The following is an 18,793-nucleotide window of genomic DNA, read 5'->3' as shown; positions in this document are numbered from 1 at the left end:
GTGACAACAGAAACGACAGCGTTTCACTATCGCATTTTCAATGCGACAACCGAGGTTCCTGAAAATGAATGGAACTCGGTCCAGCAGTGCGTCGGTGATACATTCTCCGACCTTCGTTTCATCCGCGTTGTGGAATCGACAATGGCGGCCGACACCTGTTGTTGGCCGGTTATCTTCTACGATGGAGACCGTCCCGTTGCGATCTCGTGCATCACGCGTTACCGCGCCGATGCGGGAATTTTGACCGAAGGGATCGTCCAGAAACTCATTGGAACCGTGCGAGAATTCCTACCATCGTTTCTGCATTTGAAGATCGTGTTTGCCGGATTGCCAATTTCCGCGGGACAACGGGGGCTGCTGATTCTTCAGGACACCGATCACGAGGCGGTGGTCCAGATGATGGATTGTGCGTTGCAAGACATTGCGGGTCGCGAGTCCGCCGCGCTGATCGTTCTGAAGGAGTTCGAAAATTCGGACTCCTCATGGACGGATCAATTCAGTCGCGAACTCCGCTATCACAAAGCGGACAGCCTACCGATGAACCGTTTGGAACCCGCGTTTGAAAGCTTCGATGCCTATCTGGCTGCTCGTAGCGCCCGAAGCCGTTCCAGCATTCGGCAATCATTGCGGAAGCTCCGCGAGGCGGGTTGTCACGTAGTCCAGATTCCGGGAGGCCCCGAGGCGATCGAACGCTTCACCGACGAAGCGCATCGTTTGTACCTAGAGGTTCGAGAAAAATCCCCGGCAAAACTGGAAACAGCCCCCGTGGCGTTCTTCCACGAACTGTCGCGACAAATGGGGGATTCAGCGCATTTCACGTTTATATACCAAGCCGAACGGATCGTGGGCGTCTCGTGTTCTCTGAAATATGGAAATTCTTATCAACTTTTGTTCTGTGGTATCGACTACGCTATTAACGATCAGGCACACTTGTATTTCAACGTCATGTTTGCCGACATGGATTATGGCCTTCGTCAAAACGTAGCTCGGATCAATTTTGGCCAGACTTCGGACTCCTTCAAGGTAAGGCTCGGCTGCAAACAGGTGCCGCTAAACATTTATGTTAAGGGGAGACGTATCTTCCGGCCTTTACTTTGGTTGATCCGCCCCTTTGTCTTACCCCCCATAGCGCTGCTGCCTCCGATCGAAACCTTCAGCAAGAAGCGGCCCAACGCAAGTAAACAGACACCGAGGGATCAACCGCGCTCAGGGAACAAACTCTCTCCGCGCGAACAAAATTCGCCGAGAGACCAACGCCCGCGAGACCAAAAGTCCCATCAAAGCAAAGATCTCTCATTCAACAATTGCCCCAGCGATCATCCTTGAGAAAACTTGCTTCAATCGGAAGTCAACCTAAAACACCACAACTCGCAAGAGTTGTATCGGACGATTTGCAATGAGTTCTCTAACATCGCCTCGGAGCAGTGCCCCTGTTGCCCCAATCCCACGAAAGACCGTCGAACCACGAGACGATCTGTTTCGTTTTTTAAGACAGCACGGCAAACGTTGCCTTGGATACTCCAGTCTTCAGCCAGGCTTGGAATATTTCATCGACGACGAAATGGGTTACATCGCATTCCAGAGCTTCCGCCATCCGTTGTTGGCAGTCACGGGCCGCAAAATTGTCGTTTCGAATCCCATCTGTGCTCCCGCTAACTATCAGGCGTTGACACAACGTTTTTTGGCACAACACCCTAAGGCGATCTTCCTGCAGATCGACCATGATTACGCAACGGTGTTGGCATCGATGGGCTACCAAGTGAATTGTTTTGGTATCGAAACAGAAATACCGCTAGCCGGATTCAACGTGAACGGCAAACACCGTAGCAAACTGCGGCAATGGCGAAACAAATGTGAACGCGAGGAGGTCGTTGTTGAACATTGCAAGATCTCCGATCTCGATCCAAACGAAATCCAATCGCTTTCCAATGCTTGGCTTAAGAATCGCAGCGGTCGAGAATTCACGTTGCTGACCCGACCGTTTCAGGCTTGCGACGAAGAGGATGTCTTTTTCCTAACCGCGCGACAACACGGCAAACTGATCGGCATGACAAGTTTCGATCCGATTTACGATGCTGGAAAGGTATCTGCCTACTACCACAACATCGACAGGATTGCTTCCGACGCCCCTAATGGCACGAGCGCTTTTTGTATTTTAGAAGCAATCAAGTTGTTTGCATTGGAAGAGATCCAATACGTCACACTCGGCTTCTCACCGCTTTATGATCTCCAAGAAGTCTTTCCCCACAGTCGCATCACGAACTTTTCTCTTCGTTTTGCGTACGATCACTTAAATTTCTTGTATCCGTTCCAAGGCAATGCGTCTCACAAGAAGAAGTTTGGCGGGGATTCCAAGCCCGTCTACGTCAGCTGCACCCAGGGGAATTCAGTCCGGGAACTATTGTCGATCATCAAGACGTTGAAGCTATTCTAGCCCTGGTCGATGGCGCGCATCCATCCTCGACATGGATCAACTCCTGGATCGGTGCACACGTGCACACCAGAGAGATCATTTTCCCGCAGCGTTTAAGGTGCAATCGGTAATACCGGACCTTCAGCAACCTTTCTTCCCCGACACAGAGAACGCCACGTTTTCCTAGGCCTCCGAGTGTTCTATGAATGAGTAGTGGCACAGTGCGCATTGTCATCATTGCGCGCGACAAGTCATGACGCATTCCACAGCAACTCATTCCGAAGGCACCCTGACATGGCAACGACGACAAAACAGTACCGTTTATTGACACGCAGCGACTTCGATGGGCTGGTGTGTGCAATCCTGCTCAAAGAGTTAGGGATTTTGGGCGAAATCAAATTTGTCCATCCTAAAGACGTCCAGGACGGGATCGTCGATGTCACCGAAAACGATATTTTGACGAACCTACCCTACGTTAAAGGGTGCCATCGGTGCTTTGATCATCACACCAGTGAAATCACGCGAAACGAGGATTTAGAAAGCGACGACTACATTTTGATTCCTGGGGCCGATTCCGCGGCACGCGTCGTCTACGACTACTACGGCGGCAAGCAACGCTTTCCCGAAATTGGCGAAGACATGATGCAGGCGGTCGACAAAGCCGATTCGGCAAAATTTGATCTCGAGGAGGTTTTGAATCCGAGCGGTTGGGGACTCCTGTCGTTCCTGATGGATGCCCGTACCGGGCTTGGACGATTCCACGACTTCCGGATATCAAACTATCAATTGATGATGGATTTGATCGATTGTTGCAAAAGCTATTCAATCGACCAAATCCTTGCGCTTCCCGATGTCCAAGAGCGAATCACCATTTACCGCGCGCATGAATCGCAAGCGAAGAAGCAGATCCGACGATGTTCGACCGTCTATGGAAATCTCGTCGTCTTGGATCTCCGCGATGAAAAGACGATCTATGCGACCAACCGCTTTACGATCTATTCGCTGTTTCCCGAGTGCAATATTTCGATGCACGTGCTGTGGGGAAAGATGCAGCAGAATACTGTCTTTACGATCGGCAAGTCGATCTTCGACCGCAGCTGCAGCACCGATGTTGGCGAGCTGTGCCTGAAGTACAACGGCGGCGGGCACACCGCTGCCGGAACCTGCCAGGTCGCTCACGATGACGCCGCTCGCGTGCTAGAGGAATTGATCTGCCAGATCAACGAAGATGCGGCAATCGCGACGTCGGTTGTTTAGGAGAGGTTGAGTTGTTGCTTGCTGCTTTGGTGGCGTGGACCGTTTGTTGGTCTACGAAGCTATTGAAAAAAGGCGCTCGGCGGAGTCGAGTGGCCACCCGTGCAAACTCAGCCGCCGGTGGGCAGTTCGCGGATTCGCAGATCGCGCCAGCGGACTTCCAGCGGCGGAGTGCCGTTGGGGACGCTGTGGACTTGCAAGCCGATGAAGCCGGTTGCGGGTGAGTTCTCGTCCAACAGATCTTCGACTTTGCGGCCGTTGACCCACGTCTGAATTCGCGGTCCAACGACACGGATTACAAATCGATTCCACTGGCCGTTGATCATCACGTCGTCGATGATTCGATTTTCGCTCAGCCAACCGCGGCCGGTCCCTTCGCTGTAGATGTAGCCCGATTCGCACGCGTTGTTCGGATCGTCCGACAACGCTTCGATCTCGATCTGAGGCCCGCAAACGCGTCCGCCGTTGACATCCTTCTTGCTGAACGAGCGAACCTGGACGCCGGAGTTCAATTTGTCGTCCAGCAGGACTTCAAACGTCAGTTCGAAATCGGCGTATTCCTTTTCGGTGCACAGCAGCGACGTCGGGCTGCCAACAACCGACCGGCCGACGATCTGCCCACCGTCATTGTGGTAGGTTGCGGTTCCGTTGCGCGGCACCCAGCCGAGCAGACCGACGAGTTCAACCATCGGTTTCCAGCCGGCGGAGCTGATGTCGGGGGAGGCGATCCGCAGATCGCTGCCACTGTTTTGGCCCGGCCGACTGCCCGTCCCCGCACTACTCAACTGGCGCGGAAGAAGACAGCTTGTGATTGCGATCGCAGCAATCGTGAGTAATCGCCAGCCAAACATAAACGATCCGCTCCAAAGTTGCCGACTCAGCGGTCGACGAATTAAGTTTGTCCTGTCATCTTAAAGGATCGCTGCGGGCGATGCCCACACAATCGTTGATCCAATTTCAGGGCAACGCTGTGTTCCAGTTTGATGTATCCGCCAGCACGCGCTAGCGTCCGACCAATTTGCCTCAGCACAAACACGAAAAAGCCCTGTTGTTCCAATGTTGCGGAATCGCGAAACTCAATCAATTGAGATTGGGCAAGCTAGTGCAGGAAAATAAGATTTCATTCCACTCGCTCCGCAATCCGGCCGGCATCGGCCCCCTCCATAATACTCTACTTTGAAATTGCAGACATAGGAAACCATCATGTCTCCACGCGGTGAATATCCGACCACGCGTATGCGACGCGTCCGCCGATTCGATTGGTCGCGACGATTGGTCCGCGAAAACGGACTCACCCCCAACGATTTGATCTGGCCCGTCTTTGTTGTCGATGGAGAGAACGTCCGCCAGCCGATCGCTTCGATGCCGGGAGTCGAACGGTTGTCGATCGACCTGTTGGTCCAAAGTGCTGCCGAGGCGGTCGAGCTGGGCATCCCCGCGATCGCTCTGTTCCCCGTCACCCCATCGGAAAAGAAGACGCCTGGGGCCGAAGAGGCGATCAATCCGGAGAACCTCGTCTGCCGCGCGGTCCGCGCGGTGAAAGCGAAAGTGGGTGATTCACTGGGGATCATCTGCGACGTTGCACTGGATCCCTACAGCAGCCACGGGCACGATGGGCTTTTGAAAGATGGCTACGTCGTCAACGATGAAACGATCGAAGTCTTGTGCCAGCAAGCGATCGTGCAGGCTCAAGCCGGTTGCGATGTGATCGCGCCGAGCGACATGATGGATGGCCGGATCGGCGCGATCCGCAAACATCTCGACCAGGCCAACCTTCACGACACTCAGATCATGTCGTACGCCGCGAAATACGCGTCGGCATTCTATGGTCCGTTCCGCGAAGCTGTCGGTTCGGGCAAGAACCTGGCTGGTGGCGACAAGAAGACCTATCAACAGGATCCGGCCAACACCGACGAAGCACTCCACGAGGTCGCGTTGGATCTAGCCGAAGGAGCGGACATGGTGATGGTCAAACCGGGAATGCCGTATCTGGATGTCGTCCACCGCGTGAAAGATACGTTTTCGGTGCCGACGTTTGCCTATCAGGTGAGTGGCGAATATGCGATGTTATCGGCGGCGATCCAGTGCGGTTGGTTGGCTAGAGAACAGGTCGTCCTCGAGAGTTTGCTCTCCTTTAAACGAGCCGGGGCCGACGGAATCCTGACCTACTTTGCCATCGACGCCGCCCGCTTGATGCAGTGATTGTTTTGCGAGGCAAGTCGACCAGCTCGTGCACCGAAAGCCTTGAATGACCCGCATCCCCGAACTGCGTATCCGCGACCTCAACGCGAAATCGGTCCGCCCCGACGGACAGTTTGTCCTCTATTGGATGATCGCCAACCGGCGGACTCGCTATAACTTTTCGCTGCAACACGCGGCGTCTCTCGCGCAAGAACTCGGCCGGCCGCTGATCGTGCTCGAAGCCTTGCGTTGCGATTACCCCTGTGCCAGCGACCGGCTGCACCGCTTCGTCTTGCAGGGGATGGCCGACAACCGCGCTGCCCTGGCCGATGCCAATCTCCGCTACTACGCCTACGTCGAACCAAGCGTCGGCGAGGGACGAGGACTGCTCCAACAGTTCGCTCGCGACGCTTGTGCGATCGTGACCGATGACTTTCCCTGCTTCTTCATCCCCGCGATGTTGCGGTTGGTCTCGCGGCAGGTCGATGTGGCGATGCAAGCTGTCGATTCCAACGGCCTGTTGCCGATCCGCGCCACCGAAAAAGTCTTTGCCAGAGCGCACGATTTCCGTCGCTTCCTGCAAAAGAATCTCAAGCCGCATCTGAGCGAGATGCCCAAGCTGGCGCCGCTGCAAGGCTTCCGATTGTCCCCACCGCCACCGATCCCCGACGCGATTCTTGAGCGTTGGCCCGAAGCGACCGATACGATGCTGGAAGCGTCGCCGGAACAGTTGTCCGCGCTGCCGATCGATCACGAGGTCGGACCGGCCGCGTTCGACGGAGGTTCTGCCGCCGCCGCGGCGACGCTCGATTCATTCATCTCGCAACGCTTGCCGCGATACGGTGAGGATCGCAACCAACCCGAATCCGACGCGTCCAGCGGTCTCTCCCCCTACCTGCACTTTGGCCAGATCTCGACGCACGATGTCTTTGCCGCCATCGTCGAGCGCGAACAATGGTCTCCCGATCGCTTGGCTGCGAAGGCGAGCGGATCGCGCGAGGGTTGGTGGGGAATGAGCGAAGAGGCGGAGAGCTTTCTGGACGAATTGATCACATGGCGCGAGGTCGGTTTCAATTTTTGCACCCACCGCCGCGACTACGATCGCTACGAATCGCTCCCCGACTGGGCTCAACAAACGCTGGGAGAACACGCCGACGACGAGCGTGAATTCATCTACTCGCTAGAGGAATTCGAAGCTGCGAAAACGCACGACGACCTCTGGAACGCGGCTCAGCGGCAATTGGTTCGCGAGGGGCGGATGCACAATTATTTGCGGATGTTGTGGGGCAAGAAGATTTTGGAATGGACCCCCACACCGCAGGCCGCGTTGCAGGTGATGCTTGAATTGAACAACAAATACGCTGTCGATGGTCGCGATCCGAATTCGTATTCGGGCATCTTTTGGGTCTTGGGGCGTTACGACCGCGCCTGGCAAGAACGGGATGTTTTCGGCAAGATACGTTTTATGAGCAGCGAGAACACGGCGCGGAAACTGAAAGTGAAAAAGTATCTGCAGCAATATGCCGCCGATGCCTCGACCGCTCGCTGATCGAATCACGACGCGTTTTAGAAAGCAGTGCAAATGACGAAACCAGCCGTTGTCCTCTTGTCCGGTGGACTCGATTCCGCCACCTGTCTGGCGATCGCTCGCCGCGATGGCTTCGATCCGCATGCGATCAGTTTCCGTTACGGCCAGCGTCACGAAAACGAACTCGATTGCGCCCGCCGCGTCGCGGATCATCTAGGCGTCGCCAAGCATGTCGTCGTCGATATCAACTTGGGGCAGTTCGGCGGATCGGCCCTGACCAGCGAGATCGCGGTCCCCAAACACGATTCGATCGATCAGATCGACGATGCGATTCCGGTCACCTATGTCCCCGCCCGCAATACGGTCTTCCTGTCGCTGGCCCTTGCCTGGGCCGAAACGCTCGACGCCCGCGACATCTACATCGGCGTCAACGCATTGGACTACAGCGGCTATCCCGATTGTCGCCCCGCGTTTATCGAACAGTTCCAGCGGCTGGCCAACTTGGCGACCAAAGTTGGCGTCGAATCCGCGGACGACGCGATCAAGATCCATGCGCCGCTGATCGATTTGACCAAAGCAGAGATCATCGCCCAGGGACTTAAGTTAGGCGTCGACTACGGCCTGACGCTCAGCTGTTACGATCCCGCCGACGGCCAGCCCTGCGGCCACTGCGACGCCTGCCTGCTGCGCAACAAAGGCTTTGCCGAAAACGACCTCACCGACCCCAGCCTCGCTGGCTAAACGCTCGCTCATCGCCCCCTTCAGCTTCGCCGCGTGAAGCACTGATGACTTCACCCTCCCCCAAACGAAGTTTGGCAGGGGAGGGTCGAACGAACTAAGCGAAGTTCGGGGAGGGGCAACACGCGGCAAATCCGAGTCGGTCCAACCTTGTGGTAGGCCCTCCCCGGAAAACTCGCTAAACGCTTGTTTCCCGACCCTCCCTGCTTCGCCGTGCGGGTGAAGATTCCTAACACTTCACCCGCCCCCCCAAACGAAGTTTGGTAGGGGAGGGGCGAACGAGCGAAGTGAAGTTCGGGGAGGGGCGACGCGCGACAAATCCGGGCCGGTGCAACCTTGTGGTGGGCCCTCCCCGGAAAACTCGCTAAACGCTTGTTTTTCGACCCTCCCTGCTTCGCCGGGCGGGTGAAGATTCGTAACGCTTCACCCTCCCCCAAACGAAGTTTGGTAGGGGAGGGTCGAACGAGCGAAGCGAAGTTCGGGGAGGGGCGACGCGCGGCAAATCCGGGCCGGCCCAACCTTGTGGTAGGCCCTCCCCGAAAAACTCGCTAAACGCTTGTTTTCCGACCCCCTCTGCTTCGCCGGGCGGGTGAAGATTCGTAACGCTTCACCCTCCCCCAAACGAAGTTTGGTAGGGGAGGGTCGAACGAGCGAAGCCAAGTTCGGGGAGGGGCGACGCGCGGCAAATCCGAGTCGGTCTAACCTCGTGGTAGGACCTCCCCGAAAAACTCGCTAAACGCTTGCTTTTTGCCCCCCCTGCTTAGCCGGGCGGGTGAAGTTTCCTAACACTTCACCCTCCCCCAAACGAAGTTTGGTAGGGGAGGGTCGAACGAGCGAAGCGAAGTTCGGGGAGGGGCGGCACGCGGCAAATCCAGGCCGGTCTAACCTCGTGGTAGGCCCTCCCCGGAAAACCCGCTAAACGCTTGTTTCTCGACCCTCCCTGCTTCGCCGGGCGGGTGAAGGTTCCTAACGCTTCACCCTCCCCCAAACGAAGTTTGGTAGGGGAGGGTCGAACGAGCGAAGCGAAGTTCGGGGAGGGGCGGCACGCGGCAAATCCAGGCCGGTCTAACCTCGTGGTAGGCCCTCCCCGGAAAACCCGCTAAACGCTTGTTTCTCGACCCTCCCTGCTTCGCCGGGCGGGTGAAGGTTCCTAACACTTCACCCTCCCGCAAACGAATTTGACAGTGGAGGGTCGAACAAGCGAAGCGAAGTTCGGGGAGGGGCGACGCGCGGCAAATCCGGGCCGGCCCAACCTTGTGGTAGGCCCTCCCCAGAAAACTCGCTGGAAGGCTCGTTTTCCGACCCTCCCTGCTTCGCCGGGAGGGTGAAGCCCTGTCACTTCGCTCTCGCAACGAAGTTTGAAAGGGGACGCAAACCAGCGAAGCAAATCAAATTTACGTCGCTTGGCGATCGCGGCGGCGGAAGGATTCGACGAGCATCGAGCCAACCAAAACGACAAACAGGGTGGCCAAGGCGATCGAGAGCGGTCGTTGGACGAGACCGGCGATGTTCCCGTTGGCTGCGGTTAGCGATTGAACCAAGCGTTCTTCCAGCGGTCCGCCCAAGATGATTCCCAACACGACCGGAGCCGTTGGCATTTGCAACCGGACCAAGACAAAACCCAAGATGCCCATCGCCAACATCGTTAAGACATCGAACAGGCTGCCGTTGAGGGCATACGAACCGGTCACGCAAAACGCGACGATCAATGGAAACAGGACCGCTTTGGGAATCTGCACGATCGTCCCGCTGACACGAATCGCCAACAAACCGACAGGCAGCAGGACTAGGTTGGCGAGGATGAACAGCAGGTAGATCGAATAGACCAGCGGCAGTTGTTCGTCGAAAATCTGAGGCCCAGGAGTCAGGTTCTTCATCATCAGAACACCGATCACGATCGCGGTAATCGAATCGCCCGGGATCCCGAAGACGAGTGCCGGGATCCAGCTGCCCGCCAGCGAAGCGTTGTTAGCCGTCGTTGCATCGCCGATCGAATCGAGCGAGCGACGCTGCGATTCGACTTCGCCCTCGTCGCCAGTGACCGTTGGAGCTTTCTGCTGCATCCGCCGCGATGCAGCAAACGCAACCCACGACGCGATGTCACATCCGGCCCCGGGAAGCATCCCAATCAGAACGCCAATCCCTCCGGACCGTAACGTCGACATTTTGCGTCGTCGCAGGCGGTCGCCGATTTCTTGCAAAGTGAGCGCCAGCGAATGCGTGGATCGTTGCAACGCCGACTCGACTGGCGGACGTGGCTTGGCGGGCGCCGCACCGTCGACAAGGTTCAGCAACACTTCGGACATTCCAAACAGTCCGATCATCGCAGGGATAAAGGAGATCCCGGAATAGAGCGAAGCGATCCCCAGCGTGAAGCGAGGTTCTTGATGCGCCGCACTCAGCCCGATCGTCGAAAAGAACAAACCCAGCAACAGGCTTAAAACCGCTTTGCTGCGAGGCCCCTCGGCGACGATCACCGCACACGTCAGTCCGATTAGGAACAACCAAAAGTACTCGGTGACGGAGAACCAACCCGCGGCTTGAGCGAGCCAGCCGCCAAGCATCATCATCGCGATCGCCCCAAAGATTCCGCCGATCACGCTGCAGACCAGTCCCAAACGCAAGACGCGTTGCGCTTCGCCGCGACGCGTAAATGCGTAAGCGTCGTCGACATAAGCGGCCGACGCGGGGGTGCCGGGAATCCGCAGCAGCACCGTCGGAAGATCGCCGGCGAAGATCGCACAGGCGGCCATCGTAATGATCGCCGCAATCGCCGCGATCGGATCCAACCAATAGGCCATCGGCACAAACAACGCCACCGCCATCGTTGCCGTCAGTCCAGGGATCGCGCCGACAAACACGCCGTACAACGCAGCAGCGATCACGATCAACCAGACATCGCCGCGGGCAAAGACTTGCGCCGCGGCTTCGGTGAATGCTCCGATATCTACCACCCCAGCCACCCCCAGGGCAACGGAACGCCCAACGTCCGAGCGAACAATTGATACAGCAGTGGTGCGGCCAACAGCGTCACTGCGACGGTCTGCCGCCGCGTCGCACCAAAGACGATCGCAAGCAGCCACATCAACACAGCGGTCGCCAACACATAACCAATCGTTTCACAGGTCGCGACAAAAGCGATCACCGCCAAGATCACAACGACCGGGCGAATCCAACGCGATGGCGAACTGTCGTCGCTTTCCTCCGCCACCGACGGTTCGGTTGCAACCGCGGCTTGGCTGCGGCAAGCCGGCACGACAAAGATCAGCCCTAGAATCCCCAAGCAGATCGGAAAGAAATAGGGACGGACCACCGCTGTTTGCGATTGGACAAACGCGGGGCTGCCGAGCGTCTCGGCAAATTGTCGATCCGATCGACTCAAGAACTCCGTAAACTCCGACGCGTCGGCGATCGACGTCTGAAACCCGCCAGAGTCCATGAACTCCGCGAATTTCGGACTGCGAGAGAGTCTGTCGACCGCAGCTTCCAGCACCGCTACCCGCTCTGGCGGCACGCCGTGCGGGCACAACAGGCCGCGCCAACTGGATAGACTCCAATCGTCTCCTTGCTCGCGAAACGTCGGCACATCGGGAGCCGCGGGGGATCGCTCGTCGGCCATCAGTCCGAGACAGCGGATTTCGCCAGCATCGAGCATCGCACGGGCTTCGGGGATCGAACAGCAGACCAGATCGATGCCGCCGGCCATCAGCTCTTGCAGCGACGGGGCCGCACCGTTGATCGAAATCCAGTTCACCGATTCGCTTGGCAATCCACACTGGGCGACCCAGCCAATCAGAGCTGCATGCCAAATTCCACCCGCTGCGGTGCCGGAAGCGTTCATCGGTTCAGCTCTCTCGGCCAACGCGGCTTCCACATCGGCCAAGCTGTGCCAGTCGGAACGCTTGTGAACGAACAACGCCGCCGGATCGCGGTTCAGCAATCCCAGCGGTTGGTAATCATCGGGGCCGATGGCGCTCAAGCCGCGATGATGCAGCATGTTTAATTCGACCGTCGCCAGGGTCAGCGTGTATCCATCGGGACTGGCCAACGCGCCGCGAGAATGCCCCGTCACGCCGCCACCGCCGGTTGCGTTGACGACGTTCACCGGAACACCCAACTCTTCTTCCAACTGCACCGCCACCTGCCGCGCGATCCGATCGGTGCCACCTCCCGCCGACCAAGGGCAGATCAACGTCAGCGGTCGCGAAGGAAATTCGCGATCGCTGCCACAGCCCACAACAAGACACGAAACCGCAACCAACGCGGCGCAAAAAAAGCGAGCGAGTCGAAAGGTCTCACGTTCCGAAAACAAAAGCTTCAAGGGGGATTTACACCACAGGCCAGCAGCGGATTCACGATTGGCGGCTTCTTCCGTCACCATGTTCTTCACTAGCGATAGAAGACCGGAACGGCCCATTTGCCAAATTTAATCGTCTCCCCTTTGGAGCAATCCTTTTGATACAGCGTGCAGAAATTGGCGGGCGATTTAGGATCGAAGAGTCGGATTTCGGGAACCGCGACCACTCGGAAGCCTTGTTCGATCAGACGCTTCGATTGGGAATCCCGGTTGCGATCGGGGGCCGGTGTGAGAAACCAAACCGTTCCCGCAGTCTCACACGTGACCGTTTTCTCTCCTACCAGCGGCACCTTCAGGAACGAGACCTCCGGCAGGCCGGTTGGCAGTTCCGCCGCGGTATAGCTGCGATCAGTGAAGAGATCGACGCCGCCTACAAAAGGTTGGGCTGCAAACGATCCGCCGGCCCATTGTCCCGGCTTGCTTTTGCTCAACGGCACGCCATCGGGATTAGCTCGCACGGTCACCGGAGGTTTCTCTTTCCCACCGGAGGCTTGGCTGACGACTTGCCGCAGACGAACGTCGCCGCTGACATCGCGTCCGGCAGCGACATCCTGTTCGCGAAAATGAGCCGTCAGGATCTGACGTGCATCGGTGCGACTGAAGTCGTAAACGATATGGATCATCCCGTCGGCGGTCTGCTGGCCATCGGGATACGAGACGCCACCGCGCTCATCCAACAACAACCCTCCGCCCCAACTGGCGCCATCGTCGCTGGAGACAAACGCCATCAAATGCGATCGTCCCGTCCGCCGGTCGACCGGACCGTGTTTTACCAACAACAGATTCCCCGACGCCAATCGACGTACAAAAAAGCGAGCGCTCGGGTGCTGGATCGTCGAAGGTGTCAGTTCGGGCCAGGTCTTGCCGCGATCTTTGGAAACCGATTCCCCGATTCCGTAATTGGTACGGACCAGCATCCACAGCGAACCGTCTTTGCGTTCGACAAACATGTGCTCATCAAACTGGCGGTCTTTCACCGGCACATTGCAGGCACCGCGCAACGCCCACGTTTTCCCTTCGTCTTCCGATACGATCATTCGGGCACTTTCATCGGTCTCTCGCCACGTCGATGCCGGCAACACCCACTCGCCCGAACTCAGCACCGTCGGCTTGCACATCATGATCCCGTCGGTCAACCGCTGCGGTTTGCTCCAGGTCGGGTTTTCGGAATCCGGTTGATCGGTCGAGACACACCAAACGCCGGCGATGCTGCCACCGTGGCCAACCGCTTGAGCCCAGAACACAAACAACCGACCGTCCGGGGCCATCCACAGTTCGGGATCGTAAGCGCGAACCGGACCGCTGCCATCGGGATCGACGATCAACACCTCTTTCCATGTCGCTCCGCCATCGCCGGAGGTGCTGACGGCGACATAGTTGTTGTGGTCCTCGCCCGGCGTGATCCCGGCATACCAGTTCACCCACATCCGCCCGCCCGGCGCGACGGCCAAACTGGGAATGCCTTGAAACGCGCGGTTGGTGACCGCGTGGTCCTTGGGCAACGGAGCTCCTACGTGTGCGGGAGCTTTGAGGAAACTTTCATCGGCTAGGCCAACGCTGCCGAAGCAGACCAGCGTCAACAACAGGGGGAGCGTGCAATGCAAGCAAAGCGTCAAGCGTGTCATGAGGTGATTCATCGGTGGGGGTATTTTTTTGTGGAGAGGCGGGGAAACGCTTGCTGCCGTAATCGTTGGGGTGAGAGCAAACGCCTGTGGTGGGATTTGATGATACACGCAGAGAAAGGACAATTCGAGACCTTGGGACTGGCGGCAATGGCAATTAGATAGACTCAGTTGCCGCTGCTGCGAGAGGGAGTGTCCCGTTGTCGGCTAAACGCTTGATTTTTTAAACCTCCCGGCTCCGCCGAGCGGGTGAAGGCGCGTTGCCTCACCCGCCCCCAAACGCAGTTTGGATGGGGAGGGTCGAACGAGCGAAGCAATGTTCGGGGAGAGGGAGTCGCGCGGCGGTCGTTGATGTTCGAACCGGCGGGCAGGCCCTCCCCGAAAAACGTCGCTGAACGCTCGTTTTCCGACCCTCCCGGCTCCGCCGGGCGGGTGAAGTCGCGTTGCTTCACCCGGCCCCCAAACGCAGTTTGGATGGGGAGGGTCGAACGAGCGAAGCGTCGTTCGGGGAGGGCAGTTTCGCGGCGGTCGCTGATGTTCGAACCGGCGGGCAGGCCCTCCCCGAAAAACATCGCTGAACGCTCGTTTTCCGACCCTCCCGGCTCCGCCGAGCGGGTGAAGACGCGTTGCTTCACCCTCCCCCAAACGCAGTTTGCAGGGAGGGTCGAACGAGCGAAGCAAAGGTCGGGGAGGGGAGTCGCGCGGCAGTCGCTGATGTTCGATACGGCGGGCAGCCCTCCCCGAAAAACGTCGCTGAACGCTCGTTTTCCGACCCTCCCGGCTCCGCCGGGCGGGTGAAGACGCATCGCTTCACCCGCCCCCAAACGCAGTCTGTAGGGGAGGGTCGAACGAGCGAAGCAATGTTCGGGGAGGGGAGTCGCGCGGCAGTCGCTGATGTTCGATACGGCGGGCAGGCCCTCCCCGAAAAACGTCGCTGAACGCTCGTTTTCCAACCCTCCCGGCTCCGCCGAGCGGGTGAAGACGCATCGCTTCACCCGCCCCCAAACGCAGTTTGCAGGGGAGGGTCGAACGAGCGAAGCAATGTTCGGGGAGGGGACTCGCGCGGCAGTCGCTGATGTTCGATCCGGCGGGCAGCCCCTCCCCGAAAAACGTCGCTGAACGCTCGTTTTCCGACCCTCCCGGCTCCGCCGAGCGGGTGAAGTCGCGTTGCTTCACCCTCCCCCAAACGCAGTTTGCAGGGAGGGTCGAACGAGCGAAGCAATGTTCGGGGAGGGGGCGTCGCGCGGCGGTCACACATGTTCGATCCAGCGGGTAAGCCCTCCCCGAAAAACATCGCTGAACGCTCGTTTTCCGTCGCTCCAGGCTTCGTCGGGCGGGCGCAAAAGAAAACCCGCCCGCCAGGCACAAGGTGAACCTGACGGGCGGGAGTTTTATCTCGCTCAGGACCATGCGACTCGGCAGAAGGCAACCTCTTCGTGTTCTCAATAACGAACACCGTTGTCTACCGAATTCGCTATCGGCTGATCAGCCGAAAGGTGATTCGCGAGTGGGGTGGCTGCCTGAGCTGGCAGCCCGCCGGCTGAGCTACGGGTTACCACCCCGTTGGCAAGTACAGCAATATTCCACTTGAACACCTCCCTTCAGATAAACCTGGTTTGGCAGAAGCGGTCCGGGGCCAACCAGAGTGGACCGCTTGATCTGCTCGGAAGTTAATCGTCGCGACGCGTAAATCGCGACCCAACATATTCAGGATTGGCGGGTGGGTTCAAAAAGGCAAATGGAATTTGGGTGGGGGGGCTGAGTGGTCGGCCTGATCGAATCCCCAATGCGTTGCAAGATCGATACTTACGTCGCATTGGTCGCCCAAAAACAATTTCTTACAACCGGCTTGTTCCGTGGCCAGCTGGACTCAGTTTTGTCGCCGAATCACGGAACGTCGATCTCGAACAAGATGATCACCATCACGTCCGACGCGGAGAACGAACTCATCGGTCCGCTGCCACCGCCACCGCTCTTGGGGGCGATATTCCCTTCGAGCTTGACGACCTTGCCCCCTTTTTTATGCAGTCGAGCGATCCACCGATTGATCTCGACCTCCAATTGGTCCAATTCGCTTTCGATGCTTTTGAAGATCTTGACCTGTTGCATTAGTTCCGTCCGGTTCTCGGCGACGCACGACTGGTTAAATTCGATGCGTGGCAGTATCGTCTGTCGCGTGCCCCAGATCAACTCACGAGACCCACGATGCAAGAATCACCAATCGATCGCGACCAATTGGCGGTCGAATATTTGGAACTGCTCCCCTACGAACCCTATCCCGTTCAAGAGGAGGCTTTGCTGGCGTGGTTCTCCGAGCCCCAAGGGGTCCTCGTCGCCGCGCCGACCGGGACCGGCAAGACGCTGATCGCCGAGGCGGCCGTCTACGAAGCCCTGAAGACGGGCAAGCAGATGTATTATACGACGCCGCTGATCGCGCTGACCGATCAGAAGCTGGTCGAGCTGCAGGAGACGGTCGTCCGCTGGGGCTATCCCGCCGAATCGGTGGGGCTTGTCACCGGCAACCGCCGCGTCAATCCCGACGCTCCGATCCTGGTCGTCGTCGCCGAGATCCTGCTGAACCGATTACTCAACCGCGAGGCGTTCGATTTTGCCGACGTCACCTCGGTGGTGATGGATGAATTCCACAGCTTCAACGATTCGCAGCGCGGCATCGTCTGGGAATTGACCCTCGGGATGTTGCCCGAGCATGTGCGGACGCTGCTGTTGAGTGCCACCGTCGGCAACTCGGTCGAGTTCGTTTCGTGGCTGTACCGGTCGCACAACCGCCGGCTGCGCTTGGTGCAGGGGACCGAGCGAAAGATTCCGCTGCAATACTGGTGGGTCGACGATCAATTGATCGGCGAGTTTGCCGAGAAGATCACCGAGGGACCGCCCGAGGTGCGGCGGACGCCATCGCTGATCTTCTGTTTCAATCGCGATCACTGCTGGCTGACCGCCGAACAACTGAAGGGGAAGGGGCTGGTCGACGCGGCGCAAAAGACCGAACTCGCAAACATCCTCAACGCCGAAGATCTCTCCGAAGGTGCCGGCCCGAAGATGAAGCAGATCTTGATGCGAGGCGTCGGCATCCACCACGCGGGGATACTGCCGCGCTACCGTCGTTTGGTGGAGTCGCTGTTCCAGAAGAAGCTGTTGAGCGTTTGCGTCTGCACCGAAACGCTTTCGGCCGGGATCAACCTGCCCGCGCGATCGGTCGTGTTGCCGTCGCTGTTAAAAGGTCCCAAGGGGAAGAAGAAGGTTGTCGAACCGAGTTCGGCGCATCAGATCTTCGGCCGCGCCGGGCGTCCACAGTTCGATACCGAAGGGCATGTCTTCGCCTTGGCTCACGAAGACGACGTGAAGATCTTGCGTTGGAAAGAGAAGTACGATCAGATCCCCGAGGACACCAAAGATCCGGGGCTGATGAAAGCCAAGAAACAGCTGAAGAAAAAGATGCCCAAGCGGCGTCAGGACGAAGCCTATTGGAACCTCACGCAGTTCGAACAGCTGCAGAACGCAGCGCCCGCGAAACTGGCCAGCCGCGGGCAGATGCCGTGGCGTCTGATGGCGTATCTGTTAGGCCATTCGTCCGACATCCAACCGCTGCGAGATTTCGTCGGCCGGCGGTTGATGAACGACAAAGAACTCAAGAATGCTCAGACGCAGCTGAATCGGATGCTGGTCGTGTTGTGGTCGGCCAAATATATCGAACTGGATCCCAAGCCAGCCTACGCCAGCGCCGATGCGCCGCCAAAGAAACAGGCCAGCGACAAACAGTCGGGCGAAAAACCGGAGGCTCCCAAACCGCAAGGACTGTTCGGCGAGATCCTGCAGCAAATGGAATCCGAACCGAAACCGGAGACCGATGCAAAACCAGCCGCTGCCGACGACGGAGCGCCCGATGAAGCGGCGATCGCGCGAGGCTACGACTACGAGAACTACAAACCGCTGACCGCCACGCCAACGCCGACGTTGGAGCTGTTGGTCCGGTTGCGGAGCATCCATCCGCTGTACGGCGTCTACATGGCCGACCACATGCTCAAGGCCGACACCAACGAGAAGCTGTTGGCGTTGGAAAGCGTGTTGGATATCCCCGGCAACGTCGCTCGATCGGTCCGCGTGCCGGGCAAAGACGAGCTGCCGCCGGGGCCGCTGGCAACCGAAGTACTCGATCCGCGGCTGTTGAAGCTGGGACTGGCGACGGCGGAGGAGCTGGGAGCTGGCGGGGATGATGAAGAGGAGGACTCCGGTCCGCGCGGGCGGAAGTATTACGACGAACCACCGGTCCGCGTATTAACGCTCGGCGACAAGCTGTACCGGATGTTCCATTCCGACGTCCCCGGCGTGCACGACGTTCGCGTGAACCCGGTTTGGATCGCGGGAGAGGTCCTCGAATACGGCGACTTCAACAAATACATCCTCGCCAAAAAGCTGCAGAAGCAGGAGGGGATCCTGTTCCGGCACCTGTTGCGTTTGATCATGTTGATCGACGAGATGGCCGAGATCCCGCCACTTGGCAGCACGCCGGAAACCTGGGAAGACATCCTGGACGACATCGCCGATCGGCTGACCGAGATCTGCCGCCGTGTCGATCCCGAGAGCACCGACGAAGCGATCGAAAACGCCACCGTCGGCGACGACCTTCTGCCACCAGTCGTCCGACGCAAAGAGAAGGGCTAAAAGCCACAACGCCGTGTGCC

Annotated in this window: 12 protein-coding genes; 7 read left to right on the top strand and 5 right to left on the bottom strand. The window is 58.3% G+C overall.

Annotated features, from left to right (window positions below; translation table 11 throughout):
• From Poly24_RS03620 to Poly24_RS03610, 3 genes are all read left to right on the top strand, one after another.
• The gene (locus Poly24_RS03620; protein WP_145090586.1) at positions 1–1,326 is read left to right on the top strand and encodes a GNAT family N-acetyltransferase; all 1,326 of its coding nucleotides are present in this window, start codon (positions 1–3) and stop codon (positions 1,324–1,326) included.
• Positions 1,327–1,561: 235 nt separating this feature from the next.
• The gene (locus Poly24_RS03615) at positions 1,562–2,434 is read left to right on the top strand and encodes a phosphatidylglycerol lysyltransferase domain-containing protein (protein WP_391556904.1); all 873 of its coding nucleotides are present in this window, start codon (positions 1,562–1,564) and stop codon (positions 2,432–2,434) included.
• A 273-nt stretch (positions 2,435–2,707) separates the two neighbouring features.
• Positions 2,708–3,670 carry a DHH family phosphoesterase gene (locus tag Poly24_RS03610; RefSeq protein WP_145090580.1) on the top strand — a complete coding sequence of 321 codons (963 nt, stop codon included), beginning with the start codon at positions 2,708–2,710 and terminating at the stop codon, positions 3,668–3,670.
• 107 nt (positions 3,671–3,777) lie between these two features.
• Here Poly24_RS03610 and Poly24_RS03605 read toward each other — a convergent pair whose 3' ends face one another.
• Positions 3,778–4,518 carry a 3-keto-disaccharide hydrolase gene (locus tag Poly24_RS03605; protein WP_145090577.1) on the bottom strand — a complete coding sequence of 247 codons (741 nt, stop codon included), beginning with the start codon at positions 4,516–4,518 and terminating at the stop codon, positions 3,778–3,780.
• A 352-nt stretch (positions 4,519–4,870) separates the two neighbouring features.
• Here Poly24_RS03605 and hemB point away from each other — a divergent pair, with 352 nt between their 5' ends.
• The 3 genes from hemB to queC are packed head-to-tail and all read left to right on the top strand — an operon-like array spanning position 4,871 to position 8,117.
• The gene (gene hemB / locus Poly24_RS03600) at positions 4,871–5,869 is read left to right on the top strand and encodes a porphobilinogen synthase (protein ID WP_145090574.1); all 999 of its coding nucleotides are present in this window, start codon (positions 4,871–4,873) and stop codon (positions 5,867–5,869) included.
• A 46-nt stretch (positions 5,870–5,915) separates the two neighbouring features.
• On the top strand, positions 5,916–7,397 hold the full coding sequence (locus tag Poly24_RS03595) for a deoxyribodipyrimidine photolyase (protein ID WP_145090571.1): 1,482 nt from the start codon (positions 5,916–5,918) through the stop codon (positions 7,395–7,397).
• A gap of 33 nt (positions 7,398–7,430) precedes the next feature.
• A complete protein-coding gene (gene queC / locus Poly24_RS03590; RefSeq protein WP_145090567.1) occupies positions 7,431–8,117 on the top strand; it encodes a 7-cyano-7-deazaguanine synthase QueC in 687 nt (228 codons plus the stop codon).
• Positions 8,118–9,508: 1,391 nt separating this feature from the next.
• Here the strand turns inward: queC and Poly24_RS03585 are convergent.
• From Poly24_RS03585 to Poly24_RS03570, 4 genes are all read right to left on the bottom strand, one after another.
• Positions 9,509–11,068 (bottom strand): tripartite tricarboxylate transporter permease, encoded by a 1,560-nt coding sequence (locus Poly24_RS03585; RefSeq protein WP_197452298.1) that lies wholly within the window; start codon positions 11,066–11,068, stop codon positions 9,509–9,511.
• Positions 11,062–12,495 carry a tripartite tricarboxylate transporter substrate-binding protein gene (locus tag Poly24_RS03580; RefSeq protein ID WP_197452297.1) on the bottom strand — a complete coding sequence of 478 codons (1,434 nt, stop codon included), beginning with the start codon at positions 12,493–12,495 and terminating at the stop codon, positions 11,062–11,064. The genes Poly24_RS03585 and Poly24_RS03580 overlap by 7 nt, the downstream gene beginning before the upstream one ends.
• 8 nt (positions 12,496–12,503) lie before the next feature.
• Positions 12,504–14,108, bottom strand: coding sequence for a sialidase family protein (locus tag Poly24_RS03575; RefSeq protein WP_231753452.1), 1,605 nt, complete (start codon positions 14,106–14,108; stop codon positions 12,504–12,506).
• Between the two features lie 1,872 nt (positions 14,109–15,980).
• Positions 15,981–16,202 carry a hypothetical protein gene (locus Poly24_RS03570; RefSeq protein WP_145090558.1) on the bottom strand — a complete coding sequence of 74 codons (222 nt, stop codon included), beginning with the start codon at positions 16,200–16,202 and terminating at the stop codon, positions 15,981–15,983.
• A gap of 96 nt (positions 16,203–16,298) precedes the next feature.
• On the opposite strand from Poly24_RS03570, the gene Poly24_RS03565 reads away from it, so the two are divergent.
• Positions 16,299–18,773 (top strand): DEAD/DEAH box helicase, encoded by a 2,475-nt coding sequence (locus tag Poly24_RS03565; RefSeq protein ID WP_145090555.1) that lies wholly within the window; start codon positions 16,299–16,301, stop codon positions 18,771–18,773.
• The last annotated feature ends 20 nt before the right edge of the window (positions 18,774–18,793 follow it).

This window comes from Rosistilla carotiformis (assembly GCF_007753095.1).
GTDB lineage: Bacteria > Planctomycetota > Planctomycetia > Pirellulales > Pirellulaceae > Rosistilla > Rosistilla carotiformis.
The sequence above is the reverse complement of the archived record's forward strand: the minus strand, read 5'-3'. Positions and strand labels throughout refer to the sequence as shown.

Coding starts and splice junctions, on each gene's coding strand:
- Poly24_RS03595 (WP_145090571.1), top strand. CDS start 5,916: ATGACCCGCATCCCCGAACTGCGTATCCGCGACCTCAACGCGAAATCG.
- Poly24_RS03580 (WP_197452297.1), bottom strand. CDS start 12,495: ATGGTGACGGAAGAAGCCGCCAATCGTGAATCCGCTGCTGGCCTGTGG.
- Poly24_RS03605 (WP_145090577.1), bottom strand. CDS start 4,518: ATGTTTGGCTGGCGATTACTCACGATTGCTGCGATCGCAATCACAAGC.
- Poly24_RS03570 (WP_145090558.1), bottom strand. CDS start 16,202: ATGCAACAGGTCAAGATCTTCAAAAGCATCGAAAGCGAATTGGACCAA.
- queC (WP_145090567.1), top strand. CDS start 7,431: ATGACGAAACCAGCCGTTGTCCTCTTGTCCGGTGGACTCGATTCCGCC.
- Poly24_RS03610 (WP_145090580.1), top strand. CDS start 2,708: ATGGCAACGACGACAAAACAGTACCGTTTATTGACACGCAGCGACTTC.
- hemB (WP_145090574.1), top strand. CDS start 4,871: ATGTCTCCACGCGGTGAATATCCGACCACGCGTATGCGACGCGTCCGC.
- Poly24_RS03575 (WP_231753452.1), bottom strand. CDS start 14,108: ATGAATCACCTCATGACACGCTTGACGCTTTGCTTGCATTGCACGCTC.
- Poly24_RS03565 (WP_145090555.1), top strand. CDS start 16,299: ATGCAAGAATCACCAATCGATCGCGACCAATTGGCGGTCGAATATTTG.
- Poly24_RS03615 (WP_391556904.1), top strand. CDS start 1,562: ATGGGTTACATCGCATTCCAGAGCTTCCGCCATCCGTTGTTGGCAGTC.